The organism is Rhodoplanes roseus (assembly GCF_003258865.1).
Lineage (GTDB): Bacteria > Pseudomonadota > Alphaproteobacteria > Rhizobiales > Xanthobacteraceae > Rhodoplanes > Rhodoplanes roseus.
The window spans coordinates 14,882-40,918 of sequence record NZ_NPEX01000004.1 but is presented as its reverse complement, the minus strand read 5'-3'; the positions used below and the strand labels follow the sequence as shown (position 1 = coordinate 40,918).

The 26,037-nt window shown below is 67.8% G+C and carries 24 protein-coding genes and 1 pseudogene; 10 read left to right on the top strand and 15 right to left on the bottom strand.

Features of this window, described 5'->3' with window-relative positions; all coding sequences use genetic code 11:
• Positions 1 to 4 precede the first annotated feature (4 nt).
• The 6 genes from CH341_RS01265 to CH341_RS01240 all read left to right on the top strand — a co-directional run bounded on the left by CH341_RS01265 (position 5) and on the right by CH341_RS01240 (position 5,727).
• Positions 5 to 811, top strand: coding sequence for an SDR family NAD(P)-dependent oxidoreductase (locus tag CH341_RS01265; RefSeq protein ID WP_111417219.1), 807 nt, complete (start codon positions 5 to 7; stop codon positions 809 to 811).
• Positions 789 to 1,730 carry a 3-hydroxyacyl-CoA dehydrogenase family protein gene (locus CH341_RS01260; RefSeq protein WP_111417246.1) on the top strand — a complete coding sequence of 314 codons (942 nt, stop codon included), beginning with the start codon at positions 789 to 791 and terminating at the stop codon, positions 1,728 to 1,730. The genes CH341_RS01265 and CH341_RS01260 overlap by 23 nt, the downstream gene beginning before the upstream one ends.
• Positions 1,731 to 1,755: 25 nt before the next feature.
• Positions 1,756 to 2,760, top strand: coding sequence for a TRAP transporter substrate-binding protein DctP (gene dctP, locus CH341_RS01255; RefSeq protein WP_111417218.1), 1,005 nt, complete (start codon positions 1,756 to 1,758; stop codon positions 2,758 to 2,760).
• Between the two features lie 2 nt (positions 2,761 to 2,762).
• Positions 2,763 to 3,272, top strand: coding sequence for a TRAP transporter small permease (locus tag CH341_RS01250; RefSeq protein WP_170149417.1), 510 nt, complete (start codon positions 2,763 to 2,765; stop codon positions 3,270 to 3,272).
• On the top strand, positions 3,269 to 4,573 hold the full coding sequence (locus tag CH341_RS01245) for a TRAP transporter large permease (protein WP_170149416.1): 1,305 nt from the start codon (positions 3,269 to 3,271) through the stop codon (positions 4,571 to 4,573). Before CH341_RS01250 ends, CH341_RS01245 begins: the two co-directional genes overlap by 4 nt.
• A gap of 215 nt (positions 4,574 to 4,788) precedes the next feature.
• On the top strand, positions 4,789 to 5,727 hold the full coding sequence (locus CH341_RS01240) for a LysR family transcriptional regulator (protein ID WP_111417215.1): 939 nt from the start codon (positions 4,789 to 4,791) through the stop codon (positions 5,725 to 5,727).
• 10 nt (positions 5,728 to 5,737) lie between these two features.
• On the opposite strand, the gene CH341_RS01235 is transcribed toward CH341_RS01240, so the two are convergent.
• The 15 genes and pseudogenes from CH341_RS01235 to CH341_RS01170 all read right to left on the bottom strand — a co-directional run bounded on the left by CH341_RS01235 (position 5,738) and on the right by CH341_RS01170 (position 20,339).
• Complete coding sequence (locus tag CH341_RS01235; protein ID WP_111417214.1) at positions 5,738 to 6,658, bottom strand: beta-keto acid cleavage family enzyme; 921 nt, start codon at positions 6,656 to 6,658, stop codon at positions 5,738 to 5,740.
• A 706-nt stretch (positions 6,659 to 7,364) separates the two neighbouring features.
• Positions 7,365 to 8,180 carry an enoyl-ACP reductase FabI gene (gene fabI, locus CH341_RS01230; protein WP_111417213.1) on the bottom strand — a complete coding sequence of 272 codons (816 nt, stop codon included), beginning with the start codon at positions 8,178 to 8,180 and terminating at the stop codon, positions 7,365 to 7,367.
• 92 nt (positions 8,181 to 8,272) lie between these two features.
• Positions 8,273 to 9,448 (bottom strand): acetyl-CoA C-acetyltransferase, encoded by a 1,176-nt coding sequence (locus CH341_RS01225; protein WP_111417212.1) that lies wholly within the window; start codon positions 9,446 to 9,448, stop codon positions 8,273 to 8,275.
• 105 nt (positions 9,449 to 9,553) lie between these two features.
• Complete coding sequence (locus CH341_RS01220; RefSeq protein WP_111417211.1) at positions 9,554 to 10,339, bottom strand: enoyl-CoA hydratase-related protein; 786 nt, start codon at positions 10,337 to 10,339, stop codon at positions 9,554 to 9,556.
• Between the two features lie 22 nt (positions 10,340 to 10,361).
• The gene (locus CH341_RS01215) at positions 10,362 to 11,222 is read right to left on the bottom strand and encodes a 3-hydroxybutyryl-CoA dehydrogenase (protein WP_111417210.1); all 861 of its coding nucleotides are present in this window, start codon (positions 11,220 to 11,222) and stop codon (positions 10,362 to 10,364) included.
• Positions 11,223 to 11,606: 384 nt separating this feature from the next.
• Complete coding sequence (locus CH341_RS01210) at positions 11,607 to 12,074, bottom strand: MaoC/PaaZ C-terminal domain-containing protein (protein WP_111417209.1); 468 nt, start codon at positions 12,072 to 12,074, stop codon at positions 11,607 to 11,609.
• 165 nt (positions 12,075 to 12,239) lie between these two features.
• Complete coding sequence (locus CH341_RS01205) at positions 12,240 to 13,865, bottom strand: LytR/AlgR family response regulator transcription factor (RefSeq protein WP_170149415.1); 1,626 nt, start codon at positions 13,863 to 13,865, stop codon at positions 12,240 to 12,242.
• Positions 13,866 to 14,175: 310 nt separating this feature from the next.
• On the bottom strand, positions 14,176 to 14,844 hold the full coding sequence (locus CH341_RS01200) for a 3-oxoacid CoA-transferase subunit B (protein WP_111417207.1): 669 nt from the start codon (positions 14,842 to 14,844) through the stop codon (positions 14,176 to 14,178).
• Between the two features lie 18 nt (positions 14,845 to 14,862).
• Complete coding sequence (locus CH341_RS01195) at positions 14,863 to 15,597, bottom strand: CoA transferase subunit A (protein ID WP_111417206.1); 735 nt, start codon at positions 15,595 to 15,597, stop codon at positions 14,863 to 14,865.
• A gap of 77 nt (positions 15,598 to 15,674) precedes the next feature.
• A complete protein-coding gene (locus tag CH341_RS01190) occupies positions 15,675 to 16,277 on the bottom strand; it encodes an acetate uptake transporter (RefSeq protein ID WP_111417205.1) in 603 nt (200 codons plus the stop codon).
• Positions 16,278 to 16,984: 707 nt separating this feature from the next.
• Positions 16,985 to 17,372: pseudogene (locus tag CH341_RS35650) on the bottom strand (IS5/IS1182 family transposase); the annotation flags it as partial.
• A gap of 24 nt (positions 17,373 to 17,396) precedes the next feature.
• A complete protein-coding gene (locus tag CH341_RS01185; RefSeq protein WP_111417204.1) occupies positions 17,397 to 17,627 on the bottom strand; it encodes a hypothetical protein in 231 nt (76 codons plus the stop codon).
• A gap of 54 nt (positions 17,628 to 17,681) precedes the next feature.
• A complete protein-coding gene (locus CH341_RS01180; protein WP_111417203.1) occupies positions 17,682 to 17,981 on the bottom strand; it encodes a hypothetical protein in 300 nt (99 codons plus the stop codon).
• A gap of 153 nt (positions 17,982 to 18,134) precedes the next feature.
• A complete protein-coding gene (locus CH341_RS01175; RefSeq protein ID WP_111417202.1) occupies positions 18,135 to 19,319 on the bottom strand; it encodes a GMC oxidoreductase in 1,185 nt (394 codons plus the stop codon).
• A gap of 72 nt (positions 19,320 to 19,391) precedes the next feature.
• Positions 19,392 to 20,339 (bottom strand): LysR family transcriptional regulator, encoded by a 948-nt coding sequence (locus tag CH341_RS01170; RefSeq protein ID WP_111417201.1) that lies wholly within the window; start codon positions 20,337 to 20,339, stop codon positions 19,392 to 19,394.
• 113 nt (positions 20,340 to 20,452) lie between these two features.
• Between CH341_RS01170 and CH341_RS01165 the strand changes: the two genes are divergently transcribed.
• The 4 genes from CH341_RS01165 to CH341_RS01150 are packed head-to-tail and all read left to right on the top strand — an operon-like array spanning position 20,453 to position 25,796.
• Positions 20,453 to 21,454 carry a hydroxyacid dehydrogenase gene (locus CH341_RS01165; RefSeq protein WP_111417200.1) on the top strand — a complete coding sequence of 334 codons (1,002 nt, stop codon included), beginning with the start codon at positions 20,453 to 20,455 and terminating at the stop codon, positions 21,452 to 21,454.
• A gap of 14 nt (positions 21,455 to 21,468) precedes the next feature.
• Entirely contained in the window at positions 21,469 to 22,161 is a 693-nt protein-coding gene (locus CH341_RS01160; RefSeq protein WP_111417199.1) for an RraA family protein, read from the top strand.
• The gene (gene acnA / locus CH341_RS01155) at positions 22,149 to 24,758 is read left to right on the top strand and encodes an aconitate hydratase AcnA (RefSeq protein WP_425376136.1); all 2,610 of its coding nucleotides are present in this window, start codon (positions 22,149 to 22,151) and stop codon (positions 24,756 to 24,758) included. Before CH341_RS01160 ends, acnA begins: the two co-directional genes overlap by 13 nt.
• A 54-nt stretch (positions 24,759 to 24,812) precedes the next feature.
• Entirely contained in the window at positions 24,813 to 25,796 is a 984-nt protein-coding gene (locus tag CH341_RS01150) for a Bug family tripartite tricarboxylate transporter substrate binding protein (protein ID WP_111417198.1), read from the top strand.
• The last annotated feature ends 241 nt before the right edge of the window (positions 25,797 to 26,037 follow it).

Genomic DNA, 26,037 nt, shown 5'->3' with positions numbered 1-26,037 from the left:
AGCGATGATCTCGGAACCGCTCCGCAATCCGCTGTCGCTGTTCGACGTGCGGGGAAAATCCGCGATCGTGACCGGCGCCTCCGGCGCGTTCGGCCGGGCCACCGCGCTGATGCTCGCCTCGCTCGGTGTCGATCTCACGCTCGCCGGCGGCTCGACCAAGGAGCTCGCCGAGGTCGCGGCCGAGGTCGAGAGCCTCGGAGGCGGCCGCTGCATCACGGTGGCGCGCCGGCCCGACACGCTGGAGGACGCGCAAGCGATGCTCGATGCGGCGCTCGCCGCCTTCGGCCGCGTCGACCAGCTGGTGATCGCGTCCGGCTACAACAAGGCCGGCTTCATCCACGAGATGGCCTACGAGGATTGGCAGAAGGTGATGGATGCCAATGTCCGCGGCGCCTGGTTCATGGCCAAAGCGGTCGGCACCCACTTCATCGAGAAGCAGGTGAAGGGCAAGGTGCTGCTGATGTCCTCGGTGCGCGGCCGCCACGGCAACGTCTCGGGCTACACAGCCTACTGCACCTCCAAGGGGGCGACCGACGCGCTCACCCGCGTGCTCGCCACCGAGTGGGCCAAGCACGGCATCACGGTCAACGCCATCGCACCGACCGTCTTCCGCTCCAAGCTGACCGCCTGGATGTTCGGCGACGACGAGCTCGGCCAGGCGACAAAGAAGCGGTCGCTGTCGCGCATCCCGCTCGGCCGCCTCGGCGAGGCCGAGGATCTGGTCGGCATGGCGCTCTATCTTCTCTCGCCGGCCTCCGACTTCTGTACCGGACAGGTGATGTATGTCGATGGCGGCTACACGGCCGGATGACCGCGCCGTCGGCGTGGTCGGCGCCGGCCGCATGGGGGTCGGCATCGCCCAGATCTTCGCGGCCGGCGGATTTCGGGTCCATCTGATCGATCCGATCGAGGCGGCGCTCGCCGCCGCGCCGGAGCGGCTTGCCGGAATCACGGCGCGCCGCGGCCAGCCGGCATCGATCGCCGATCGCGTGGCGTTCCATGCGGTTCTGCCGGACGAGATCGCCGGCTGCGTGCTGGTCATCGAGGCGGCGCCGGAAAAGGTCGAGCTCAAGCAGAGCATCTTCCGCGAGCTCGACGCCTGCTGCGGGCCCGACGTCATCCTCGCCACCAACACCTCGGTCATCCCGGTGTCGCAAGTAGCGGCCGAGGTCGGCCATCCGGGCCGCGCGCTCGGGATGCATTTCTGGAACCCGCCCTATGCGGTTCGGCTGGTCGAGGTAGTCCAGGCCGAGCGCACCGATCCGGCGCTGATCGCGCCCGCCATGGCGCTGCTCGCCGAGGTGGGACAGAAGCCGGTCCATGTCCGCAAGGATGTGCCCGGCTTCATCGGCAACCGCCTGCAGCACGCCCTCAAGCGAGAAGCAATCGCCCTCGTCGAGAACGGCGTGTGCGACGCGGAGACGGTGGACTTCGTCGTCAGGAACAGTTTTGGCGCGCGGCTCGGGTTGATGGGGCCGCTCGAGCAGTCGGACATGCTCGGTCTCGGCTTGACGCTGGCCATCCATTCCGTGCTGCTGTCGGATCTCGACTGCAGCCGTGCGCCGCAACGGCTGCTCGTCGACAAGGTCGCGGCCGGCGAGACCGGGGCCGCGGTCGGTCGCGGCTTTCGCACGTGGACGCCGGAGCAGCGGGCCGAGTTGGAGAGCCGCCTCGACGCCGCCCTGCTGGCAGCGACCAGCGGCCCCGACGAGACGAAAAACGCCGGGTGAACCGGACGTGAAAAGGGAGAGAAAGATGACGAAACGTTTCGCCGCGATCCTGGGCGCTGTTCTGGCGCTGGGTACAGGCCAAGCCGTGGCCGATCCCGTGACACTGAAGCTGTCCTTCTTCGCGTCCGACACCGAGGTGAACTACGCGAAGGTGATCAAGCCGTGGGTCGACGCCGTCAACGCCGACCCGAGCGGCGCCGTGAAGATCGACGCCTATCCGAACGGGGCGCTCGGCAAGAGCCTGCCGGCGCAGCCCCAGCTCGTGCTGGACGGCGTCGCCGACATCGCCTTCATCAATCCGAGCCTGGTGCCGGGCCGCTTCCCGGACGACCAGGTGTTCGAGCTGCCCGGCCTGCTGAAGGATCTGGCCGAGGGCACCAAGCTCTATGCCGGGCTGGTGACGTCGAACAGCCTACGCGGCTACGGCGACTATCACGTTATCGGCTCGTTCATGAACGCGAACTACAACATCTTCGCGCGCCGGACGATCCGGTCCAACGCCGATCTCAAGGGCATGAAGGTGCGCATCGTCGGCCCGATCGTCGGCCAGACCGTCAAGGAGCTCGGCATGGTGCCGATCCTGATGCCGCCGAACGAGATCGTCGAGGCGATCGGGCGCGGCACGGTGGATGCGGCGACCCTGGTGCCGGCGGCCGTGATCGATTTCGGCGTCGACCGCGTGACCAGCCACAGCTATCTGCTCGACCTCGGCTGTGGGCCGCTCGCCATGGTGATGAACCGCGCCAAGTACGACGCACTTCCGGCCGAGGCGAAAGCCGCTCTCGACAAGTATTCGGGCGCCTGGATCAACGACCTCTACGTCAAGGCGCTGCTGGCCCACAACGCCGGCATCATCGCCGGCTTCAAGGCCGATCCCAAGCGCACTGTCGTGTCCCCGTCGGCAGCGGATCTCGCCGCCGTCAAGGCGCCCTACGAGAAGGTCACGGCCGCATGGAGCGACAAGGACCCGAACAACGCCAAGGTCCTCGCCAAGTCCAGAGAGCTGCTCATGCAAATCCGGGCGAAGTGACCATGGCCGGGATCGAACGGGTGGCCAGCGCCCTGGCGAACGGCCTGGCCGTGATCGGTCTCACCCTGCTCCTGATCCTGGCGGCGTTCACGATGGCGGACGGAATCCTGCGGGCTTTCGCCAACACCCCGTTGGATTTCGTCCGCGAGCTCGGCGACATGGTCGCGGCGATCGCCGGCGCGGCCTGCCTGCCGATCGCCCTCTTTCGCGAGAGCAACATTGTGCTGCGGGCGCTCGGCAGGACGCTGCCGCCGGTGGCGCTCCGCGTCGTCGACACCGTCGCGGCCCTGGTGGTCGAGATCGTCATGGTAGGCATGGCCTGGCAGTTCTGGCTCCACAGCACCAAGGCGATGCAGGCCGGTGAGGTGACCTGGATGCTCGAGGTGCCGAAGGCGCCGTTCTGGTTCGTCGTGGACGGCGTCCTGTGGATCGGTGTCGTGGTCCAGGCGGTGGTGCTGGTCGGGCGGGCGCTCGGCACGCGCCGGATCGTCGAGACGGAGACAGCCGCGTGACACCGACCCAAATCGGCATTGCCGGCCTGGTGGGGCTGTTCGTCCTCGTCGCCGTGCACGTCCCGCTCGCCTTCGCCATGATCGCGGTCGGCATCGTCGCCTTTGCGCTGCAGACGAGCTGGGGACCGGCGCTCACCTTCCTGGCGACCGAGCCGGCCCAGGTGCTGAGCAGCATGGACCTCACCGCGGTCCCGCTGTTCCTCATCATGGGGGCGTTCGTCAACGTCTCGGGCTTCTCCAAGGACTTGTACGGCGCCGCAGCGGCGCTGCTGGGCCATCGGCGCGGCGGGCTGGCCTACGCGACCATCGGGGGCAGCGCGGCGTTCGGTGCGATCTGCGGCTCGTCGCCCGCGACGGTCGCCACCTTCACGCGCGTCGCCCTGCCCGAGATGCTGGCGCGCGGCTATTCCTCGAGCTTCTCGGGCGCCACCATCGCGGCCGGCGGCGCCATGAAGGCGCTGATCCCGCCATCGCTCAGCATGATCATCTACTGCGTGGTGGCGCGGGCCTACATCTTCGACGTGTTCATCGCGGCCGTGGTGCCGGCCCTGATCACCATCGCGGCGAACGTCGCGGCGATCACGCTTCTGGTCCGCTGGTCGCCGGGACTCGCACCGGTGTCGGACAAGGTCCCGGCGGCCGAGCGGCGGGGGGCGCTGCTGCGGGCCCTGCCTGCCGTCCTGCTGATCGGAACCATCTTCACCGGCCTCTACAGCGGCATCTTCACGGTCAACGAAGCCGCCTCGGTCGCCGCCGTGGTGTCGTTCGCATTCGCGGCGCTGCGCCGCACCATCACGTTCGACAACTTCGTCACCGGCATGCGCGACACGGCCGCAACCGCCGGCATGATCTATTTCATCCTGATCGGCTCGTCGGTGTTCACCTATTTCATCAGCCTGCCGATGATCCCTGAGCAGCTCATCAAGCTCGTCGGCGAGGTCGAGCTGCCGCCGGTCGGCGTCATCGTGCTGATGCTGGGCGTCTACCTCGTCCTCGGCTCGGTCTTCGACGAGCTCGCGGCCATGATCGTCACGCTGCCCTTCGCGCTGCCGATTATCCTGCATCTCGGCTACGACCCGGTCTGGTGGGGTGTCATCAACGTCGTCATCGTCGAGCTGGGCCTCATCATTCCGCCGATCGGGCTGGTCATCCTCATCATCAACGCGATGCGACCCGACATTCCGCTGCCCAAGCTGTACCGGACGATCCTTCCCTTCGTCGCCGCCGACATGCTCGTGCTCGGCGTGCTGACGGCGTTCCCCAACCTCGCCCTCTGGCTGCCGGGCCTGCTGCGCGGCTGACCGGCGGGCGTCGCGGCCGATCGCTCACGCGGGACGAAGGCTTCCCGGCCGCGGAGCATCCGGCGGTCCGGACGGCGCACCCGGACCTTGCAACGTGTCGGCCTTGCGGGAGACCTGCGGTCGTGCCAAAGCGGTCCAGTCCACAGGGGTGTTCCCCCGCGCCGGCTCCCGACGACGGGGATGCCCCGCCCGGCCGGCGGGCAGGATCGCGCTCGATGCACTCACGTCTGCTTCGCCATTTCCTCGCCGTGCTCGATCACGGCCGAATCAGTGCGGCCGCGGACGCTGTGCACATCAGCCAGCCGGCCCTGACGAAGAGCATCCACCAGCTCGAATCGAGCCTCGGCGTGCCGCTGTTCGAGCGGCGCCCGAACGGGGTGGTGCCGACTCCCTATGGCGAGATCCTGGCGCGCCGCGTCCGGCTCATGGCGCTGGAGTATCAACACGCGATCGGCGAGATTCAGGCGATCACGGGCGGCAGCGGCGGCCATATCCGGATCGGTGCCGGCCCGGTGTGGATGCTGCGGCTGCTGCCGCCCGTGATCGCCAAGTTCCAGAAGCAGCAGCCCAACGTGAAGGTGACGATGCGGACCGGGGTGATCGACACGCTCGTGCCCGCCCTGCTCGGTGGAGAGCTCGATCTCATCTGCTCGACGCTCGACTATCCGAGCCATCCGGAGATCGTGAAGGAGCACCTGACCGAGATCCACCACATGCTGGCGGCAAGCAAGCGGCATCCGCTGTCGCAGCGCGACGACATCGCTGCCGCCGATCTCCTGGCCTATCCCTGGATCGCGCTCGCCAACGACTACGTGGGATCGAGCCGGGTCAACTCATTCTTCGCCGCCAACGAACTCGCGCCACCGAGCGTGGCGGTCGAGACGAGCTCGATTGCCAGCATCCTGTCGCTACTGCAGGCCGGCGACTACATCGTCAACTTGCCGACCGTCATGCTGCCCTACATGGAGGCGTTCGGCCTCAGCCGGCTCGCCATCCACGGCACGCTCTGGGAGTTCTCGGCCGGGATCGCCTACCGGCGGACCAAGACGCCGATCTCGGTCGTGAAGGCGTTCTGCGCCATGCTGCGCACCTCCTTCGCCCCGCCGGATTTGGATGCGGCGGAGCCCGGCCCGGCGGAGCTCGATCGGGCGTGACGGCGGCGGCTCAGCCGACCGCCGCGGATCGCGGGATCCCGAGCAGCGCGCGCGTTTCGTCGGGTGTCGCCGGACGCGCGTCGAGCGCCTCGACGATCCGCACCGCCTTCTCGACCAGCGCCGCGTTGCTCGGAGCGAGCACGCCCTTCTCGATGTAGAGATTGTCCTCGAGCCCGACCCGCACATGACCGCCGAGCAGCACGGCCTGCGCCACCATCGGGAACTCCTGCGGCCCGATGGCGAAGCCGGTCCAGAACGTGCCCTTCGGCAGCATGTCCCGCATCATCAGCAGGGCCTCGACCGTGGCGGGTGCGCCCCACGGAATGCCGAGGCAGATCTGGACCATGGCGGGGGAGGCGAGCGCGCCCTCCTCGATCAGCCGGAGCGCCAGGCGGATGTTGCCGGTGTCGAAGCATTCGAGCTCGGCCGTCGCGCCGGCGGCGCGGACGCGTTTCGCCATAACGCGCAGATGCGCCGGCGTGTTGACGAAGACGAACTCGCCGAAGTTCATCGTCGTGATGTCGAGGGTGCAGATGTCCGGGCGCACCGCCTCGATATGGCGCACCCGCGCCTCCGGGCTCGCCAGCGTTGTGCCGGGACCGCCGACCTTGGGATCGTCCTCGGACGGGATGAAGCGGGCGCCGGCCCCGGTCGTCAGGTTGATGACGACGTCCTGGTTCTCGGCCCGGATGCGCTCCACCACCTCGGCATAGTGCGCGAGCTCCGCGCTCGGCTTGCCCGTGGCGGGATCACGGACATGGATGTGGACGATCGCGGCGCCAGCCCGCGCCGCCTCGAGCGACGAGACCGCGATCTGCTCCGGCGTCACCGGGATGGCGGGGTGCTTGCCGACCGTGTCTCCGCCGCCCGTGATGGCGCAGGTGACGACGACGGGGCGTTTTCCGGAAGCTGATCGTGTCGTGTCTGGCATGGCTCTGCTCGATGGGGACAGACGCGCCGCGAGGACACGGCGGGCCGATGGGGCGTCACGTCGCGTGATGATGCCGGTCGGGACCCCCGAGACGAAATACAATCGGCGACGACCGCCATAGCCTGCGGTTATCCGGCTCGACGCCCGGGCGGACAGGGTCGGGTTCGTGCGCCCCCGTCGGTCGGTCGCAAGCGACACGGGCCAGCGTCGTCGAACACGCCCGCCCTGGCATCGCCTGTGCGCCCGCTCGACGGCCTCCAAGGTCGCGCGGCGACGGCATACACCCCGCCGAATGCGGGGAACGGAGGTCGATGAAGGCGGCCATGCCTTCGTCTGGTCGTCGGGTGCAGACTCTCGCCGTGTATGCGCCGGTACGGCACCTCGAGGTGGTGATCAGGCGCGGCAAGAGCGAGCTGCGCCTCCGGCTCGACTGGCACGCGGCAACGCATGCCGCCGAGATGCCGCCCACGGCAACGGCACATTTCCGAATGTTCTGTCGGTCCGGAGCCAGGCGCGAGAGCGTCATTCGCGTCTCGTCCGCGAACGCTGGCGCCATCATCCCGGGGGGACCATCGGAGGCGTTCTGGTTGCCCACGTCTCCGATGATCACCGGCGCGAGCTTGTCGGCCTTGCCGCAATACTCCCGAGGCGCTTGTCGATGCCGACCGATCGCCGACCGGCGGAGCGCTCCTCGCGAGCGGCCGGATCAGGCGACGTTGTGAAGGCCTGCGTCGACGAAGATCGTGTCGCCGGTCATGCCGGAAGCGCCGCCACCGACCAGGAAGGCGACGGTGCGCCCGATCTCGGCGATGTCGACGAGGCGTCCGGCCGGGCTTCTCGCGACCGCGTCGGCGACGAGATCGTCGAAGGCGGCGATGCCGCTCGCTGCACGAGTCTTCAGCGGTCCGGGCGAGACCGCATACACGCGGATGCCGGCCTCGCCCAGCTCGGCCGCGAGATAGCGTGTGGTCGACTGCAGGGCCGACTTCACCGGACCCATCATGTTGTAGTTGCTGACGACCTTGTCGGCCCCGTAATAGCTCATCGTCACCATGACGCCGCCGTCGCTCATCAGCGGTTCGGCGAGGCGCGCCATCTCGATGAAGGAATAGCACGACACCCGCATCGCCTGCTGGAAGCCGGGAAGCGAACAGTCGATCACCCGGCCGTGCAGATCGTCGCGCGGCGCGTAGGCGATCGAGTGGACGATGAAGTCGAGCCGGCCCCACTCCGCGCGAATGCGCTCGAAGACCGCCTCCATCTCGCCCGGGCGCTCGACATCGAGCGGCATCAGCAGGCTCGCACCAATCTGCTCGGCGAGCGGACGAACGTACTTCTCGGCCTTCTCGTTGAGATGGGTCAGCGCAAGCTCGGCGCCGAAGGCGCGCAGCTTGGCGGCGCAGCCGAACGCGATGCTCTGTTCGTTCGCGACGCCGACCACCAATCCGCGCTTGCCGGCCAGCATCTCGCCGATTCGGCGGTCGGGGTTCCAGACCTTCGGCAGCGGATCGATCGGCTTCATTGCACTCGTCATGACTCGTTCCTCTTTCTTTCCTCGACGTTCTCGGGGGACGAGAGACGCGCGGCGCCCCGCGCGTCTCTCGGATCGGTGCATCAGCGCTCGAGGCACACGGCGATGCCCATGCCGCCGCCGATGCAGAGCGTGGCGAGACCCTTCTTCGCGTCGCGCCGGCGCATCTCGTGGAGCAGCGTGACGAGGATGCGGGCACCGGAGGCGCCGATCGGATGACCGAGAGCGATGGCGCCGCCGTTGACGTTCACCTTGTCGACGTCGAAGCCGAGCTCCCGGTTGACCGCGCAGGCCTGAGCCGCGAACGCCTCGTTGGCCTCGACCAGATCGAGATCGCCCGCGCTCCAGCCGGCGCGTTTCAGGGCCAGACGCGAGGCCGGGATCGGACCGGTGCCCATGATCCTGGGATCGACGCCGGCATGACCCCACGAGGCGATGCGGGCGAGCGGCGTCTTGCTTTCCTTCGCCGCCCGGCTCGCCGTCATCAGCAGCAGCGCGGCGGCGCCGTCGTTGATGCCGGACGCGTTGCCGGCCGTCACCGTGCCGTCCTTGTCGAAAGCCGGGCGCAGCTTGGCGAGCGTCTCGAGGGTCGTGCCGTGCTTCGGGTACTCGTCGGTGTCGACGACGACGTCGCCCTTGCGCGACCTGACCGTGACCGGAACGATCTCGTCCTCGAACTTGCCGGCCTTCTGTGCGGCTTCCGCCTTGATCTGCGACCGGCAGGCGAACTCGTCCTGCATCCGGCGCGAGATGTCCCACTGCTTGGCGACGTTCTCGGCGGTGTTGCCCATGTGATAGCCGTTGAAGATCTCCCACAGCCCGTCTCGGACCATCGTGTCGAGCATTTCGAGACCGCCCATCTTCGTTCCGGCGCGCAGGTGGGCGCAGTGCGGCGCGAGGCTCATCGATTCCTGCCCGCCGGCGATCACGACGTCCGAATCGCCGGCCGCTATGGCCTGATAGCCGAGCACGACCGAGCGCAGACCCGAGCCGCACACCTGATTGATGCACGTGGCCGGACTCTCGACCGGAATGCCGGCGGCGATGGCGGCCTGACGCGGCGGATTCTGGCCCTGCCCTGCGGTGAGAACCTGGCCGAAGATCACTTCGGACACCTGGTCGGGCGCGACGCCCCCGCGCTCGAGCGCGGCTTCGACGGCGACCCGGCCGAGCTCGTGCGCGGGAATGCCGGCGAAGGCGCCGTTGAACGCGCCGATGGGCGTGCGCGCGGCCGATACGATGACGATGTCGTCTGTCATTTGAAGGACTCCTGATCGATTGACGCTCCCGGACACGGATTTCCGTCGGTACCGGATGCTGCGTGCGTTCTCGCGCCCCGCGGAAACGCGCGGTGACGGGCGGTGTCAGCGGGTGCGGTAGACGGGCTTCCGCTTCTCGACGAAGGCGCTCATGCCCTCCTTCTGGTCGGGAGCGGCGAAGCACAGCCCGAACAGCTCGGCCTCGTAGGCGATGGCGGATCCGAGGTCGACGTTCATCCCCTCGTTGGCGGCGGCCTTGCAGTAGCCGACGGCGACCGGGCTGCGCGAGGCGATCTTTTCGGCCATGGCGAGCGCCTCCTCGAGGGCCCGGCCGACCGGCACCACCTTGTTGACGAGGCCGATCCTGAATCCTTCGGCGGCGTCGACCACATCGGCCGTGAAGAGCAGCTCCTTGGCGCGTCCCGTCCCGACGAGACGCGGCAGTCTCTGCGAACCGCCGAAGCCCGGCGTGATGCCGAGACTGCTTTCCGGCTGCCCGAAGCGGGCGTTCTCGGCGGCGATGCGGATGTCGCAAGCCATCGCCAGCTCGCAACCGCCGCCGAGAGCGAAGCCGTTGACGGCGGCGATCACCGGCTGCGGCAAGGCCTCGATGGCGGCGAAGACCCTCTGGCCGAACTTTCCCCAGTTGCGGGCTTCGGCCGCCGACATCGATTGCATCTCGGTGATGTCGGCGCCGGCGACGAAGGCCTTCTCGCCGCTGCCGGTGAAGATCACCACCTGAACCGACGTGTCTTCCGCGATGGCGACGATCGCCTTCGACAGCTCGGCGAGAGTGGCGGCGTTCAGCGCATTGAGGGCCTTCGGCCGGTCGATCGTGACGATGGCGACGCCGTCCCGGCGCTCTACCAGGAGATTCTCGTAGGTGTTCATGGGATCGCTCTTCAGGAGGGGATCACTTGGCGGCGTAGTCGTAAAAGCCCTTGCCGGACTTGCGGCCGAGCCACCCGGCGGCGACGTACTTCTTCAGCAGAGGACAGGGCCGATACTTGGGATCGCCGAAGCCCTCGTGGAGCGTGTTCATGATGGCGAGGACGGTGTCGTTGCCGATCAGGTCGGACAACGCGAGTGGACCCATCGGGTGGTTGAAGCCGAGCTTGGCGACGTTGTCGATGTCCTCGACGCTCGCCACGCCTTCCGACAGGGCGTAGACGGCCTCGTTGATCATCGGGATCATGATGCGGTTGCCGCAGAAGCCGGATGCGTCGCTGACCTTCACCGTCGTCTTGCCGAGGCGGGTGACCAGTTCGTCCACCGCCGCGAAGGTCTGCGGCGACGTCGCCAGGCCGTTGATCACCTCGACCAGCTTCATCACCGGCGCCGGATTGAAGAAATGCATGCCGATGAACTGCGCGGGCCGTCCGGTGAAGGCGGCCAGAGCGGTGATCGGCAGCGAAGAGGTGTTGCTGGACAGGATGGTGTGCTCGGGACAGACCGCGTCGAGAGCCGTGAAGATTTCCTTCTTGATCGCCGGGTTCTCGCTCGCCGCCTCGATCACAAGATCGACCGCCGCCACCTCGGCGTCGAGCGCGACCACGCCGGTGATGCGGCTCAGCACCGCCGCCTTCTCGTCCGCGGTCATCTTGCCTTTGTCGACGTTGCGGCCGAGAGCCTTTTCGATGCCGGCCAGGCCCTTCTTCACGAGCCCGTCCTCGACGTCGCGCAGAACGACCGGGATGCCCGCCTGGGCGACGACCTGGGCGATGCCGCTTCCCATCTGGCCGGCGCCGATGACCAAGACGCGATTGATTGGCATGTTTTTCCTCTCTTTGAACTCGGTGTGGAACGGGCCGTACGAGAGTTCGGGATGAATCGGATCGTCGCCGCGCCGGCTGTCCGGCGGTTCTCGACGAGCTCCGGCACCACGGTCGATGGGGGGGCTTCAATCGCGGTTACCCGTTCTCTCTGACGGCGGACTGTCGGCCCGCGGCGAGAGACTAGGGAGACGAAAACGACCGGAGGTCCAAATTCGGTCCTGAAGCGGCGAATATCACCGACCGGCGTACACCGGCCACCACGACGGAACCGGCTTTCGGCAGAACGCGCGAGGGAGCGAGGAAAGGCGGGGCCGCATGCGGCGCGGCATCGAGCGGGGGGCGGCACGCGCCGTCGTCGCGGTCGGCGCGCCGAATGAATGCAGTCAGAACTGGACGTAGAGGCCGGCCACGGGTTCGTCGCGCCGCTTCTCGGTCGGCGCTTCGACGACGGCGATCCCGGTGAAGGCGGCGTCGCCCTTCTGGTTGATGCCCTTGCAGTCGAAGGTCACCGTCCCGCCGGCGGCGTCGAGCTCGACGACCGTGATGGTGACGGTCAACGTGTCGCCCAGCATCACCGGTGCGACGAATTCGATGGTCTGCTTCTTGTAGACGGTGCCCGATCCCGGCAGCTCGTTGCCGAGAAGGGCCGACACCAACGCGGCGCCCCACATCGCATGGCCCCGCACCCGTTGTCCCCGAGCCTCGTTCCCAAGGTCGTCGTAGTGGGTGGGGTTGGCATCACCGGTCAGAACCCCGAACAGGTAGATGTCCTCGACGGTCAGCGTTCGCGTGAGCCTCGCCGATTGTCCGACTTTCATTTCGTCGAAAGTCGTGTTCTCGATGCCGATCATGTGACTGTCTCCGACGAATTGCGCTTCGAACGCCGAACGGTCCCGTGCTCCAGCCTCACGACGACGAGCCTTGCCGATCGGCGTAATCCGGATTCGATGTCGAGATTCACGTCATGATGCGAATCTGATCGGCGTGCGTGAACGTTCCATTCCGGTCTCCGTTCGTCAGTCGAACTCTATATATTTCTTCAGATGCTTCACGAACACCCTGCTCACGGGAATTTCCGTTTTCGTCTCGCCCTTCAACGTCAGAAGGTATCCTCGATTGAACCAGTTCGTGAGATACTCGATCTTGTTCATGTTGACGATGTAGTTCCGATGACATCTCATGAACTGGCTGCCGTCGAGCTTCTCCTCCAGATCGCTGAGAGTCGAGCGGACGGAATGTTGCTTTCCGTCCTCGGTCTGGATGAAGACGAGCCGATCCTTGGCGAAGAAGAGCTGAATGTCGTGGTTGTCGATGATCTTCAGCCGCCCGGCGTGATGGAAGCAGAATTTCTTGGGATAGTCGCGATGCGGCTTCGGCCGCTCCGTCTCGAGGTCGGGCGTGCGCTTGCCGGTTCCGGCCGCATCGTCGCCGCGCATCCTCTCGACGGCGCGATGAATGTCCATCTGCTTCAGGATGTAGTCGACGTTCTCCACCTTGATCAGGATCAGCATCCGGACGTTGCCCCAGAGGCGTCCTCCGATGAAGATAGGTGAAGAGACGTCTTTCAGAATCTGGGTGCAGTCGCCCAGCCTGCGGCGGAAGACCGTCACCAGGAAGGGCTTGGTCGACCTGGCGATGCGAGCCGAGATGCGGTCGCGGTGGCGGATGCGATGGCGCGAATGGGTGGCGTTCCACGCCGGGTCGTTGGTCGGCGAATGGGAGAATTTCAGGTTGTTGACCGGCATGTAGGCGTTGCGGTCGGTGATCGTGCAGAGCACCACGTCCGGAGTGATGGTCGAGAGGGGTTCGCAGATCGGCGGAATCAACTTCTCGATCAGGGGCAGCCACCGCGTCGTGTATTTCGGCGGTTCGATGTCGGGCATTTGCACGTAGTTTTCGTCGAACAGGGACGCGAGGTCGATCTCTTCGTTGTCGAGAGCCGCCTCCAGCGCCGCCGTGATCGTCTTCGCGGTCTCCATGACCACCTCGATGAACGGCGTGTCGGCGGTCTCCACCCCGCTCGCGAGAATGGTGTAGTAGAGCTCGGATCCGAGATCGGAGAGCTGCAGGCACTGGTTGGAGACGTTCTTCGAATCCTCCTTCGTCTCCTGCTCGGCCTCGTTCAGCTGGGCGACTTCCTCGAGGATGTCCTCGCAGTGCTCGCGGTTGCGGGCGGTCGATTCCGCGATCGAGGCGACGCGCCGGACCACCCGGTCACGCAGTCTGGCGACCTCGCCGAAGCCGTCCACCGCCCGCGCGATTTCGTCCAGGGCGCCCTTGATCGCCGGCAACCGGTTCACGATCGTCGCGGTGTCGTCGATCAGGCCGATCGCTTCGCCGATGGAGCGCGTGGCCGCCGCCTGGACTTCGCTCATGCGGTCGGTGACGATGTTGGCCTCGACGAGCAGCTCGTGCGCCGAGGTGGCGATGCAAGTGTTGATGTCGGTCATGTCCTCGATCGACGAGGCCACTGCTCCGAGCAGCTCGGTCTGCTCGACGATCCGGTTTGTGATGTCCTCGACGTGACCGGTGATGTCCGCGGCGTTGATGACGACCTGATAGGAGGCGTCTGCCATGCTCTTGGCGAGGTTCAAATCGTTCGCATGGAAGCGCGTCTGACGATCCGGCAGCACTTGAAACATGGAATCCATCCTCCTCGGGCCAGTTCACCTGGTCACTCGCACCTTGTTCCTCGTCGACGGAAAGAGAGGGAGGTTGGCGCATTCCGACGAGCCATTGTGCATTCGTTCGAGTCGATCGCAATACGGCAAAGACCAGTTCCGCACCGGCTGACGAGGGGCGGAACCGACCTTCGAAGTCACGGCACCGAGACGCGACGAAACGGCGTTCGCGCAGGACCGGAGGAGCACCGGGCACCGTGTGCCAGGCGCCGCGGCGCTTCCTCCGTGTGTGTGCGGACGGTCTCGCCGCCGTCGTCGGGCGGGACGCGCCTCAGGAGTGCAACCGGTACTCGCAGAGATCCTGCGACACGGCGAAGTCGGCGTCGGTGATCGCCTTCAGTTCGTCCACCGTCAGCTCCGGGGCGATCTCCTTCAGGACGAGACCCGTCGGCGTCACCTCGAACACCGCCTTGTCGGTGATGATGGTCTTCAGCACCCCTTTGCCGGTGATCGGCAGCGTGCATTTCTTCAGGACCTTGGAGCGTCCCTTCTTGTCGGCGTGCTGCAGGACGGCGACCACCTTGCGGGCGCCTCCGACCAGATCCATGGCTCCGCCCATGCCGGGCGAGTACTTTCCCGGAGCGACGGGCATGGCCCAGTTGGCGATGCAGCCTTCCTGATCCACTTCCAGAGCGCCGAGAATGGTGGTGTCGACGTGGCCGCCGCGAATGATGCCGAACGAGGTGGCGAGATCGAAGATCGACGCCCCCGGCAGCAGGGTGATCGGCTGCCCGCCGGCATTGGCCACGTCGCCGTCCTGTTCGCCGAGCGCCGGCGTCGGCCCGAACATCAGGCAGCCGTTCTCGGACTGCAGAATGACGTTCACGCCTTCGGGAATGTGATTGGCGACAGCGGTCGGCATGCCGAAGCCGAGATTGACGACCTCGCCGTTCGCCAGTTCGAGGGCTGCTCGTCGAGCAATGGCGTCCTTCGTTTCCATGACCGAGAGTCCTTTCTGCTACGCTGCCGTCGCCGGCGCCGCGAGGCGCCCGGTGCTCACCCAGAGGCGTTCGAAGACCGCCTGATGCTCGGCGAACGAATGGCCTTGCACGACGGCATCGACGAACAGGCAAGGGGTGCCGACCCGCGACGGGTCGATGCCGCCGACCTCGACGATCTCGTTGACCTCGGCCACGGTGAAATCCGCGGCAGTCGCGATCACCGGATTGCTGTTGAGGCTGACGCCGCGGTATTCGACGTTGCCCATGGTGTCGGCGCGATAGCCGGCGATGAAGCCGTAATCGGCGCGGAGCGGCATCTCCACCAGATAGGACTTGCCGTCGATCTCGAGCCGCTGCTTGCCGTCTTCCACCAGGGTCCCGAGACCGATGGGCGTCAAAACCCCGCCCAGACCGGCGCCGGCAGCGCGAACCTTCTCGATCCAGGTTCCCATCGGAAAGAAATCGACGTCGAGGTCGCCGGCCTTCATTGCCTCGACCGCTTCCGGGCAGGTGCCGGTGTGCGCCGTGACGAACTTGCGGACTTGCCGGTTCTTGAACAGCGGCGCCAGATCGAAGCCGCCGCCGGGATAGGAATTGACGACCGAGACGACGGTCAGATCCTTCACCCCGCTGGCGACGATCTTCTCGATCGATTTGAGGGGGGAGCCGACGCCCAGAAATCCCCCGAACATGATGGTTGCGCCGTCCTTGATGCCGGCGATGATGTCGTCGAGTTGCCTGACTTTGTCCATGAGATGTCATCCTTGTCGAAACGAAGTCGTCGATGCGCCGAAACGCGGCCACGAGACCGGGCCGAGGGGCGTCTGTCTCAGACGAGGGGTTTGCCCACGGGCAGCACGTCGCGCCCGAACATGTCGGCGAAGACGATGTGCGCCATCACGTACCAGACGCAGGCGACGGTCCCGAGCAGGGAGACGGCCGACAGGGTTGTCATCGCCGCGCCGCCGCCGAAGTGCTCGGCGACCAGCGCCACCAGCCCGACCATCAGGGTGGCGAAGGCCCCGAACAGCACCTTGCTGGTGCGCATCGAGGCTATCGTCATGATTCCGCTGTACAGCGTCCAGCCGACCAGGAACCAGCCGACATCGGTCTTGCTGGCGGGAAACAGGCCGTATTTGCCGGCGACGACGATGCCGCAGAAGGACAGCCAGAAGCAGCCGAAGCTGGTGAACACCGTGTAGCCGAAGTTGTTGCCGTTCTTGTGCTCGTGAAGGCCGACCATGACCTGGGCGGCACCGCCGTAGAACACACCCAGCCAAAGCACCGGACCCATGCCGACGAGTCCCAGGGCATGCAGCTGCAGCAACAGCGTGGTCATCCCGAAAGCGGCGAGCCCGACGGCAGCCGGATTGCCCAACTTGGGAGCGGCCGCGACGAGTTGCTGAGACGGAGTTTCGTTGATTTTCGTCATCAGGTTTCATCCCTTCTTTTCATTGTCCTGCCGGAAGCGGTCCGTCGGATGCGACCGCGGACGGAGTCCGGCGATGGTGCAGACGCAGACCGCCTTGCCCCGGAGATCCCCTCGGGATCTCTTCGGAAGCTCACCTGCGACTGCTCGTGCGGAGGATTAGGGTGCGATGTCGGAGATCAGGCCGGAAAAACGACCAGACGGACAAATGAGCGACTGAAGAGCCCATATCGGCCACGGCCCGGTCCGGTTCGGCCGTATCCGGGAAGCCGAGAGGTTCTGCCGCAGGGTCTTCGACCGGTACAACCAGAACCGTCACCACGCCGGAATCGGCCTGATGACGCCGGACCAAGTCGATTCCGGTCAAGCCGACGATATCCACGCCCGCCAGAGCACCCTCGACGACGCCTTCACCAGAAACCCGGAACGCTTCGTTCGCAGGCAGTCCCGACCGCCCACATGGCCGACCGGCAGCTGGATCGATCAGTCGTCGAAAACCCGAAGCGTTCAGGCCTGAATTAAACGTCGGGCCGTCTCGTGATCGTCGACACGTTCCAAGCTGTCGGACACGTGCACGGCACGCGGAGGCGCAAGCTGGCCGGAATGTTCGGGACCGCCGGGATCACTGTTCCGCGGGCGCGACTGGTGCGGCCGGACGGCGGCACGGCGGAGTGGACAAGCCGAACGCTTCGCCCCTATCGGCGGCGAACCGCGTCGGTCACCTCGAAGTCCCGGATCAGCTTGTGGGCGGCGTCCGCGTTCACGTGGTGCTTTTAGCCGATGAAACTCTTGTCGTGCTTCTTGGTCCAGCGCGCGTCCTTGTCCTTCTGCCGGTTCTTGGCTGGATTCTCCTCCCGGTCCGGCGACATCTCGCCGCCCTTCACGGCGACGTTCTCGTCTCGACTGTTGCACTGCCGGGGAACCGGCACGATGGTGGCATCCACCATCTGGCTGCTGCGGGCGATGTACCCTTCGCGTTCAGATGGCGGTCGAACCGCTCGAACAGCATCTCCACTAGCCCGGCCTGCGCGAGCTTCTCGCGAACAGCTACGAGGTCGTGCCGTCCGGGATGGCATCCTCTTGGCCGAGCCCGAGGAACAGCGGTTCGCTTCTCCGAATGGGTCATGCGGCCGCATCCGCTCCGACGCCCACCCCCGCGTCGCCCACCGAGGGCGCGGACAATTGGAGCGGCGCCACCCCACGCTCCTCATCGAGGCGACTCATGATTTCGTAATGCTCCCGCACCCGATAGAATGCGTTGAGCCCGGCCTGCCGCGTCCGCTCCTTCGCCGCGATCAGCCGGTCTATCCGCTCCAGTTCGGGTGCGCGGCGGATGAAGGCCTGAGACAGCACGAAATCGATGGAGAATCCGAGCTTCTCGTGGCGGCAGCCGGGGGCCGACAGAATTCAGGTTTGCGCTGGAGGATAGATCCGCTCCGTGAATGAGCCGAGAGACGACAGGTGTCGGTAGTCATAGACCCGCAGGTGCGCGGTCCGGCCCTTCAGCAGGGACAGAACGTCGGAGACGCTGAAGAGCAACCATCGAATCGTGAGGTGCGCGGCCGTGTCGTCCGGATCCGTGATGCCCTTGATTCTTTGGACGAGATCGCCTTTCAGCGCGAGCCGAGCCGCGATGTCGACGACGCTGACCTCGTCGTCGCCGCGGCACCAGCTTCCGATCACATGCGCTTCCACGATCCGGTGCATGAAGGTCGACCGGCCGTTGAGGTCGTCGATACGCTCCGGGATCTCGGCGTCGATCGGTCACGAGCGTCGATCGGATTTTTTCGGAGGGCGTGCAGAGGCGCATTTGGCTCGGGGCGTAATCCTCCCGACCCGGAGGGTGCCCGGCGGTCGACCTCAGGCCAGTGAGCCGGCTGCGAGCCGGCGGCCGAGCCGCAGCTTCCAGGCGTAGATGGTCAGCGACGGATTGACCCGGCTGGTGCGCGGCAGGATGCTGCCGTCGCCGACATAGAGCACGGTCATGCCGTGCACGCGGCCGTCGGGATCGACCACGCTCGACGTCGGATCGGTGCCGGTCACCAGCGTCCCGACCGCGTGCGAGGTGCCGGCGAGCTCGGTCCAGCGGCTGGTGCCGACGAAGCCGGCGCGCCGCAGCGCGCGCTCGAAATCGTGGATGCAGGCCGCGTGCTCGTCGCGCGACGGGACGATGCAGTCGAACTCGTAGTCGAGGACCGGACGGTGGCCGCGATTGGACACCACGCGGTTGTCGCGGCTCGACCCGTCCTCGGTGGTGACGAAGAAGCCGAGCGCCCGGGCTCCGATCATGTCGCTGCCGAACGGCGGCGTCGCCGCCGGAAGCTGGGTCGCGAGCAGCTGGCCGTCGAGCCAGCCGAGGCACTGCACGGTCGAATGCGGGTGATTCTCGTTGAAGAAGATCGCCGTCTTGCGCAGAACGTCGTGATCACGAAACGGCGAGAAGACGATGAGCGCGCTGTCGAGGTGCATGCGGAAGTTGCGGCCGATCGTTCCGGCACAGGGCAGCGTCCGCTCGAGCCCGGTGACGTCGAAATAGTCCTGCAGGAGGCGCGGCGACGACATCGCACCGCAAGCGAGAACGACGGCGTCGCCGAAGAAGTAGCTGCCGTCGTCGCAAACGACCCCTTCGACGACATCGGGCCGGTCACTCGCGTGCAGGAAGCCCGTCACCTCCTTGTCGAGTATCAGGCGGAAGTTCGGTGCGGTCTCGATCGGCGCAATGAAGCACTGCTCGGAACCGCCCTTGTAGCCGGCAACCGAGGCGTAGCCGTCGAAGTGCTTGGCCTCCTGCGGATCGTCGACGATCTCGGGCTTGAGCCCGAGCGGCAGCGGCTCCGGACGCCAGGCCGGATCGTCATTGACGATCCTGTCGATCACCGACTGCAGCTCCGGCTCGTTGGCGAACCGGGTGACGTGCAGCATGCGCTTCGCCTCGTCGTAGTAGGGCTCGATCTCGGCGAGCCCGAACGCGCCAGCCGAGGCACTGGAAGGCGGGATCCGGTTCGAACTCGTGCCGAGAAGCGCAGCAGCGCGGCGCCGTGCCACTTGGTCTTGCCGCCGAGATTGTAGTGCTCCACGACGGGCGCCACCTGCGCAACGAGCGCCTGTTCGCGGTCGTCAGTCCGGGCTGGCCGGACGGGAGCGCGACCTCGGTGGTGCCATGCCCACCGCATCCGCGTCGATGGCGGCACGCAAGACCGATGTCAGCCGCCGTAGGGCCGGAGAGACATAGCCGCCATTGCGATAGAGGAAACTCAAAGTCCGGTGCATGGTGGTTTGCGGATTGTGCAGCTCCACCAACCCGTTTCCCAGGCGCCCGGCCCGCAGGCTGCGGCGTGGCGCGAAGCTCAACATGTCGGTCTCGGTTAGGAAAGTCGGCAGCAGCTGCGCCGCCCCGACCTCGACTCGCACCCGCGGCGGCGCGTAGCCTTGCGCCACGAAGGCGCCGTCGAGCCATTGCCGGCTTGCGACGGTGCGCCCGGTCAGCACCCAGTCGAAGCGCGCCATCGCGCCGATGTCGACGCGGCCCTTGCGATCCAGCGGATGGCCGGCTCGGGCGACGACCACGACGTCGTCCTCGGCCCAGTCCTCCCGCATGAAGCGAGCGTCGTCGTCCGGCATCGCCGTGGTGATGATGCCGTCGAGCCGGTCGTCGGCGAGGTCGCGCCGCAACGCGTCGTTCATCCCGACCTGCAGCCCGAGCGACAGCCCGGCCGCCTCGCCGCGGAACCAGCGTGCCATCGGGGGCAACAGCGTCTCGCCGATCGAGGTCCCGAGCCCGAGCCGGACGTGACCGCCGCGGCCGGTCGCCTGTTCGGACACGTGACGGAGCGCGTCGGCCATCGAGACGCGCATGCGCAAGGCGTGGTCGAGCAGCGTGCGCCCCGCCTCGGTCAGTCGCAGCCGCCGGCCGGTGCGCTCGAACAGCGGCGTCCGGACCTGGTCCTCCAGTCGGCGGATGCACTTGCTCAACGCCGGCTTGGTGCGGCCGAGCTCGGCTGCCGCCTGGCCGAGATGGCCGAGCCGCGCGATGGTCTCGAAATAGAACAGGTCGCGGATGTCCATCGCACCGCCTCGATCGTTTCCTGGAAGCTAACGAACGGTGAAAATTAGAAACTAGACCTGCCACTGGGTTTGGGCAAACCATGTCAGCTTCATCGGATCGGATCGCGTCCCGCATGCCCACCACCATCCTCGTCACGGTTCCGACCCTCGCTCCGGCCGGGCTCGATGTCCTTCGCGCCGAAGGCTGCCGCGTCCTCTTCACCAGCAAGGGCGGCGGCGTGCCCGAGATGCTGAAGCACCTCGCGCAGGAGGGCATCGACGGAGTCATCTCGCGCACCCTGCCGTTCGGCGCCGAGGCCTTCGCGGCCGCCGGGCCCGGTCTGAAGGTCGTGTCGCGCCACGGCGTCGGCTTCGACAATGTCGACCTCGCCGCGGCGACCGCCCGCGGCATCCCAGTGCTGATCGCGCCGGCCGGCAACGGCCAGTCGGTGGCCGAGCTCGCCGTCGGCCTGATGCTCGCGACAGCCCGCCGCATCACGGTGCAGGACGCCGCGATCCGGGCCGGCACCTGGGACCGCAGCGGCAACGGCCTGCAGATGGCCGGCAAAACCTTGGGGCTGGTCGGCTTCGGCGGCATCGGCAAGGCGGTGGCGCGCGCTGCGCTCGGGCTCGGTATGCGGGTGATCGCCTTCGATCCGGTCGCCGCAGCCGATCCCGATCTCGCGGTCGAGCGAGTCGACAGCCTCGCGGCGCTGCTGCTCCGCAGCCATGTGCTGTCGCTGCATGTGCCGCTCACGGCTCAGACTCGTGGCCTGATCGGCGCGGCCGAGCTCGCGGCGCTGCCGCGTGGCGCCGTGCTGATCAACACGGCCCGCGGCGGACTGGTCGACGAAGCGGCCCTGGTCGCGGCGCTGGAGAGCGGCCAGCTCTCCGGCGCCGGCCTCGACACCTTCGCGTCCGAGCCGCTGCCGCCGACCCACCCGCTCTGCACTCGCCCGGACGTCGTGATGACGGCGCATATGGGCGGCTCGACCGACGCGGCGCTCGACGCGACAGCGCGGACCGCGGCCCAGCATGCGCTCGCCGTGATCCACGGACGCCCAGTGAATCCGGCCGTCTGCGTCAATCCCGAAACGCTGTCGAAAACCCGGCCCGAACTCCTGCCGAATTCGTGAAAGGACAACCGCCCGTGACCGAGACCAAGGCTTGGCCGCCCGGCTACAAAGTGGCTCCGCGCACCGCGGTGCTATCGCCCGCGCTGATCGCAGCCTTCAAAGGCGTGCCGACCGCGCATGCGAGCGACAATCTCGGTCGCGCCATCGGCGCCGTCGGGCTGCGCGCCTATCACGACGACCTGAAGCTGACGGTGGCCGGACCGGCCCTGACCGTGCGGGTGCGGCCGGGCGACAATCTGATGATCCACGTGGCGATCGCGATGGCGCAGCGGGGCGACGTGATTCTTGTCGACGGCGGCGGCGACGTCAGCCAGGCCTTGATCGGCGGTCTGATGCGCACCTCGGCGATCGCGCGCGGCATCGCTGGCTTCGTGCTCGACGGCGCGGTGCGCGACATCGCCGAATGGGCGGAGGGTGGCATCGCCTGCTATGCGCGCGGCCACACCCATCGTGGTCCCAGCAAGGACGGCCCGGGCGAGGTCAACGTGCCCATCGCCTGCGCCGGCATGGTCGTGAACCCGGGCGACCTCGTGCTGTGCGACGCCGACGGCGTCATCGTCGTGCCGGCGACCGACGCCGAGGCCCTGCTTGCGCGCGCGAAAGCGCATGCCGCGCGCGAGGACAAGATCCGGGCCGACAACGCCGCCGGCAAGTCGGATCCCGAGCGGTTCAACGCGCTGCTGAGATCGAAGGGGTGCCCGGTGTGACTCGATCCCCGGCCGGTCCACCGCCAGATCTCACGGACGTGCTGCCCGGCGGCGGCCCGTCCTTCGTCTCCCTGCCGCGGGCGGAAGAGGCCGGGATCGCAAGGCTCGGTGACCTGCCGGTGAGCCTGAGGATCCTAACCGAGGACGCGTTGCGCCACGGCGAGATCGAGGCGGTGGCGGCGATCGCGGCACGCCGCCGCGACGTCGCGGTGCGGCTGCGGCCGGGCCGCATCCTGATGCAGGATTCGTCCGGCATCCCGGTGCTGGCCGACCTCGCGGCGCTGCGCGAAGAGGCGCCCGCCGGCGCCGTCGTCGAGCCGCTGATCCCGGTCGATCTCGTCGTCGATCACTCGGTGGAGGTCGATCGCCACGGGTCGCCGGACGCCAACGACGTCAACCTCGCCATCGAGTTCGAGCGCAACGCCGAGCGCTACCGGTTCCTGCGCTGGGCCGAGCGCGCCTTCTCCGCCTTGCGCGTGGTGCCGCCCGGCCGCGGCATCTGCCACCAGATGAATCTCGAGGTGCTGGCGCAGGTCGTGACGGTGCGGGACGGCATCGCCCGGCCCGACACGATGCTCGGCACCGACAGCCACAGCACCATGGTCAACGCGCTCGCCGTGCTCGGCTGGGGCGTCGGCGGCATCGAGGCGCTGTCCGCCATGCTGGGCCGCGCCGTCACGATGCGGGTGCCGGCCGTGGTCGGCGTGCGCCTTCTCAACCGCATGCCGGCGGGCGCGACCGCCACGGATCTGGCGCTGGCGCTGACCGCGCTGCTGCGTCGGCACGGTGTCGTCGAGAAGGTGGTCGAGTTCTTCGGCCCCGGCCTCGCCGCGCTGCGCCTGCCCGACCGCGCGACCGTCGCCAACATGGCGCCCGAGTACGGCGCTACCATGGGGTTCTTCCCGGTCGACGACGAGACGCTCGCCTATCTCCGCCTCACCGGCCGCGACGCAGCACATGTAGGGCTTGTCGAATCCTATGCGCGGGCGCAGGGCCTGTGGCACGCGGCGGAGGGCCGCCGCTTCGACGAGACGCTGGAGTTCGACCTCGCGAGTGTCGAGCCGAGCGTCGCCGGGCCGTCGCGGCCGGCCCAGCGGCTCGGCCTCGCCGCCGTGCCCGCGTCGCTGCCGGTCACCGACCGATTCCGGCCCGTCACCGGTCCGATCCGCGACGGCGACGTCGCCATCGCCGCGATCACGAGCTGCACCAACACGGCCAATACCGACGCCATGCTGCGGGCCGGCCTGCTGGCGCGCGCCGCACGGGCGCGCGGCCTGACCGCCAAGCCGTGGGTGAAGGCATCGCTGTCGCCCGGATCGCGCGTCGTCACCGACTATCTGGCCGAGGCCGGGCTGCTCGACGACCTGGCGGCGCTCGGCTTCGCGCTGGTCGGCCACGGCTGCATGACCTGCATGGGCAATTCCGGCCCGCTCGCGCCCGAGATCGAGACGGCGATCCGCACCGACAAGCTCGACGTCGCCGCGGTGCTGTCGGGCAACCGCAACTTCGAAGGCCGCATCCATCCGCTGATCCGCGCCGCCTATCTGGCCTCGCCGCCGCTCGTCGTCGCCTACGCGCTGGCCGGCGACATGCGCCGCGACTTTTCACGCGATCCCGTCGGTGTCGGAAGCGACGGGCGGCCCGTGATGCTGGCGGATCTGTGGCCCGACGACGCGACGGTCGCCGCCGCGGCCGCCGTGGTGACGCCGCAGGGCTATGCGGCGCGGGCCGCGACCGCCTTCGACGGCCCGCCGGCCTGGACCGCGATCGCGGCACCGGAAGGCGAGCGCTTCGCCTGGGAGCCGGGTAGCCAGTTCATGCGGCCACCGCCCTTCGCGGCCGGCCGTCTGGCCGTGCCTGCTCTCACGGGCGACATTCGCGGCGCCCGGATGCTGGCGCTGCTCGGCGACGACGTGACGACCGACCACATCTCGCCGGTGTCGCGCATCCCGCCAGAGTCCGAGGCGGCCGCCTGGCTGATCGCCCATGGCGAGACGGCATCCGGGCTGCAGTCCTACAGCGCCCGGCGCGTCAATCACGAGGTCATGGCGCGCGGCGCCTTCGCCAATCTGCGCCTGCGCAACCGGCTGGTGCCCGAGCGGGAAGGGGGATTCACCCGTCTGACGGCCGGTGGCGAGATCACGACCATCCACGCGGCCGCGCAGCAGTATCGCGACGCCGGCACGCCCATGGTCGTGGTCGCGGGGCGCAACTACGGGGCCGGCTCGGCCCGCGACTGGGCCGCCAAGGGCACCCGGATTCTCGGTGTCTCGGCCGTGCTGGCCGAGAGCTTCGAGCGCATCCATCGCGCCAACCTGGTCGCGCTCGGCGTGCTGCCGCTGCAGTTCGCAGATGGGCAGGGCCTCGCCGCGCTCGGGCTCCACGGATTCGAGACCGTCGACATCCTCGGCCTCGCGATGCTGCGCCCGGGCGCCACAGCGACGGCGCGCTTTCGTCGTGCGGACGGGAGCGTCGTCGAGGTGCCGGTTCTTTGCCGGATCGACACCGACGAGGAGGCGGCGGACCTCGCGGGCGGCGGCGTGCTGCCCGCCGTGTCGCGCGACCTCGCGGGCCGGCGGGATCGCGCGCCATCCTGAGCCGGCCGTCACCGAGAAGCCTGCGACACAAGAACAGACACGAGGGAGAGTTAGATGCTGACCCGCCGCCGCTTCCTGAACGTCGCGAGCTGCGCCGCGCCCGCCGTGCTCCTGGGCGATCGCTTCGCCCGGGCCGACTGGTTGCCGCCCCGGCCCGTGAAGATGATCGTCCCCTATGTGGCCGGAGGGGCGACCGACATCGCGGCGCGGATCTGCGGCGAGGCGATGGCCGAGCCGCTCAAGCAAACGGTCGTGATCGAGAACCGCGGCGGCGCTGCCGGCAACATCGGCGGTGCCTTCGTGGCGCACTCCGAGCCGAACGGGCTGACTCTGCTGCTCGGCGCGGCCGGACTTCTGACGACCAATCCGTTCCTCTACAAGAACATGGGCTTCGATCCGGTGAAGGATCTGACGCCCGTGTCGATGGTCTACACCTCGGACCTCGTGCTGGTGGTGCGCCCGTCGATCCCGGCGAAGACCATCCAGGAGTTCGTGGCGCTGGCGAAGTCTCAGCCGGGCAAAATGAACTTCGGCTCGAGCGGCAACGGTGCCTCGACCCACACGGCGATGGAGCTGTTCAAGCTCATCGCCGGCATCGACCTCCAGCACGTGCCCTACCGGGGCAGCGCCGCGGCGTTCTCGGATCTGCTCGGCGGTCATCTCCAGGTGATCATGGTGCAGGTGCCGACGGTCGCGGCCTCGGTGCAGAACGGCGACCTGCGGGCGCTCGTGGTCACCGGCAACAAGCGAAATCCGGCCATTCCCGACGTGCCCACCATGGCGGAAGCCGGCTTCCACGGGGCAGAGGCGATGGCGTGGGGAGGCCTGCTCGCACCGGCCGGCACGTCGCCGGAGATCGTCAAGGCGCTCAGCGTCGCGACCATCGCAGCGCTCGGCAAGCCCGAGGTGAAGACCCGCATCTCCAACACGGGGCTCGAGGCGGTGAGCTCGACTCCGGAGGAGATGGCGGCCTACATGGCCGAGGAGACGCGCAAGTGGGAGCGCGTGGTGCGCGAGGCGCGCATCACGGCCGAGTGAATGGCTGCGATGCTGGACGGCCCTTGCTCGACGCTCCGCGGATCGACATTCGACCGTCCTTCCGCGGATTCATCAAACGGGTGTCGTCGATCGAGCACTCGGTCCCCGACCTGCACGGGCAGCGTGGCGACCGCCTTCTAGGCGTGAACGATGCCCACCACCCGGCACACGTCGGCCGCCACGAGCCAGGGCGCCCCGTCGAGGGTCCGCACGGAGGAGGAATGGAGCCTGATCGCCGTGT

Excerpts from the sequence above, each read along its gene's own strand:
- CH341_RS01200 (WP_111417207.1), bottom strand. The coding sequence starts at position 14,844 with ATGGAAACGAAGGACGCCATTGCTCGACGAGCAGCCCTCGAACTGGCG.
- CH341_RS01165 (WP_111417200.1), top strand. The coding sequence starts at position 20,453 with ATGCCCACCACCATCCTCGTCACGGTTCCGACCCTCGCTCCGGCCGGG.
- CH341_RS01210 (WP_111417209.1), bottom strand. The coding sequence starts at position 12,074 with ATGATCGGCATCGAGAACACGACTTTCGACGAAATGAAAGTCGGACAA.
- CH341_RS01250 (WP_170149417.1), top strand. The coding sequence starts at position 2,763 with ATGGCCGGGATCGAACGGGTGGCCAGCGCCCTGGCGAACGGCCTGGCC.
- fabI (WP_111417213.1), bottom strand. The coding sequence starts at position 8,180 with ATGAAGCCGATCGATCCGCTGCCGAAGGTCTGGAACCCCGACCGCCGA.
- CH341_RS01225 (WP_111417212.1), bottom strand. The coding sequence starts at position 9,448 with ATGACAGACGACATCGTCATCGTATCGGCCGCGCGCACGCCCATCGGC.
- CH341_RS01195 (WP_111417206.1), bottom strand. The coding sequence starts at position 15,597 with ATGGACAAAGTCAGGCAACTCGACGACATCATCGCCGGCATCAAGGAC.
- CH341_RS01190 (WP_111417205.1), bottom strand. The coding sequence starts at position 16,277 with ATGACGAAAATCAACGAAACTCCGTCTCAGCAACTCGTCGCGGCCGCT.
- CH341_RS01170 (WP_111417201.1), bottom strand. The coding sequence starts at position 20,339 with ATGGACATCCGCGACCTGTTCTATTTCGAGACCATCGCGCGGCTCGGC.
- CH341_RS01240 (WP_111417215.1), top strand. The coding sequence starts at position 4,789 with ATGCACTCACGTCTGCTTCGCCATTTCCTCGCCGTGCTCGATCACGGC.
- CH341_RS01150 (WP_111417198.1), top strand. The coding sequence starts at position 24,813 with ATGCTGACCCGCCGCCGCTTCCTGAACGTCGCGAGCTGCGCCGCGCCC.
- CH341_RS01220 (WP_111417211.1), bottom strand. The coding sequence starts at position 10,339 with ATGAACACCTACGAGAATCTCCTGGTAGAGCGCCGGGACGGCGTCGCC.
- CH341_RS01205 (WP_170149415.1), bottom strand. The coding sequence starts at position 13,865 with ATGTTTCAAGTGCTGCCGGATCGTCAGACGCGCTTCCATGCGAACGAT.
- CH341_RS01180 (WP_111417203.1), bottom strand. The coding sequence starts at position 17,981 with ATGCACCGGATCGTGGAAGCGCATGTGATCGGAAGCTGGTGCCGCGGC.
- CH341_RS01260 (WP_111417246.1), top strand. The coding sequence starts at position 789 with ATGGCGGCTACACGGCCGGATGACCGCGCCGTCGGCGTGGTCGGCGCC.
- CH341_RS01215 (WP_111417210.1), bottom strand. The coding sequence starts at position 11,222 with ATGCCAATCAATCGCGTCTTGGTCATCGGCGCCGGCCAGATGGGAAGC.
- CH341_RS01265 (WP_111417219.1), top strand. The coding sequence starts at position 5 with ATGATCTCGGAACCGCTCCGCAATCCGCTGTCGCTGTTCGACGTGCGG.
- dctP (WP_111417218.1), top strand. The coding sequence starts at position 1,756 with ATGACGAAACGTTTCGCCGCGATCCTGGGCGCTGTTCTGGCGCTGGGT.
- CH341_RS01235 (WP_111417214.1), bottom strand. The coding sequence starts at position 6,658 with ATGCCAGACACGACACGATCAGCTTCCGGAAAACGCCCCGTCGTCGTC.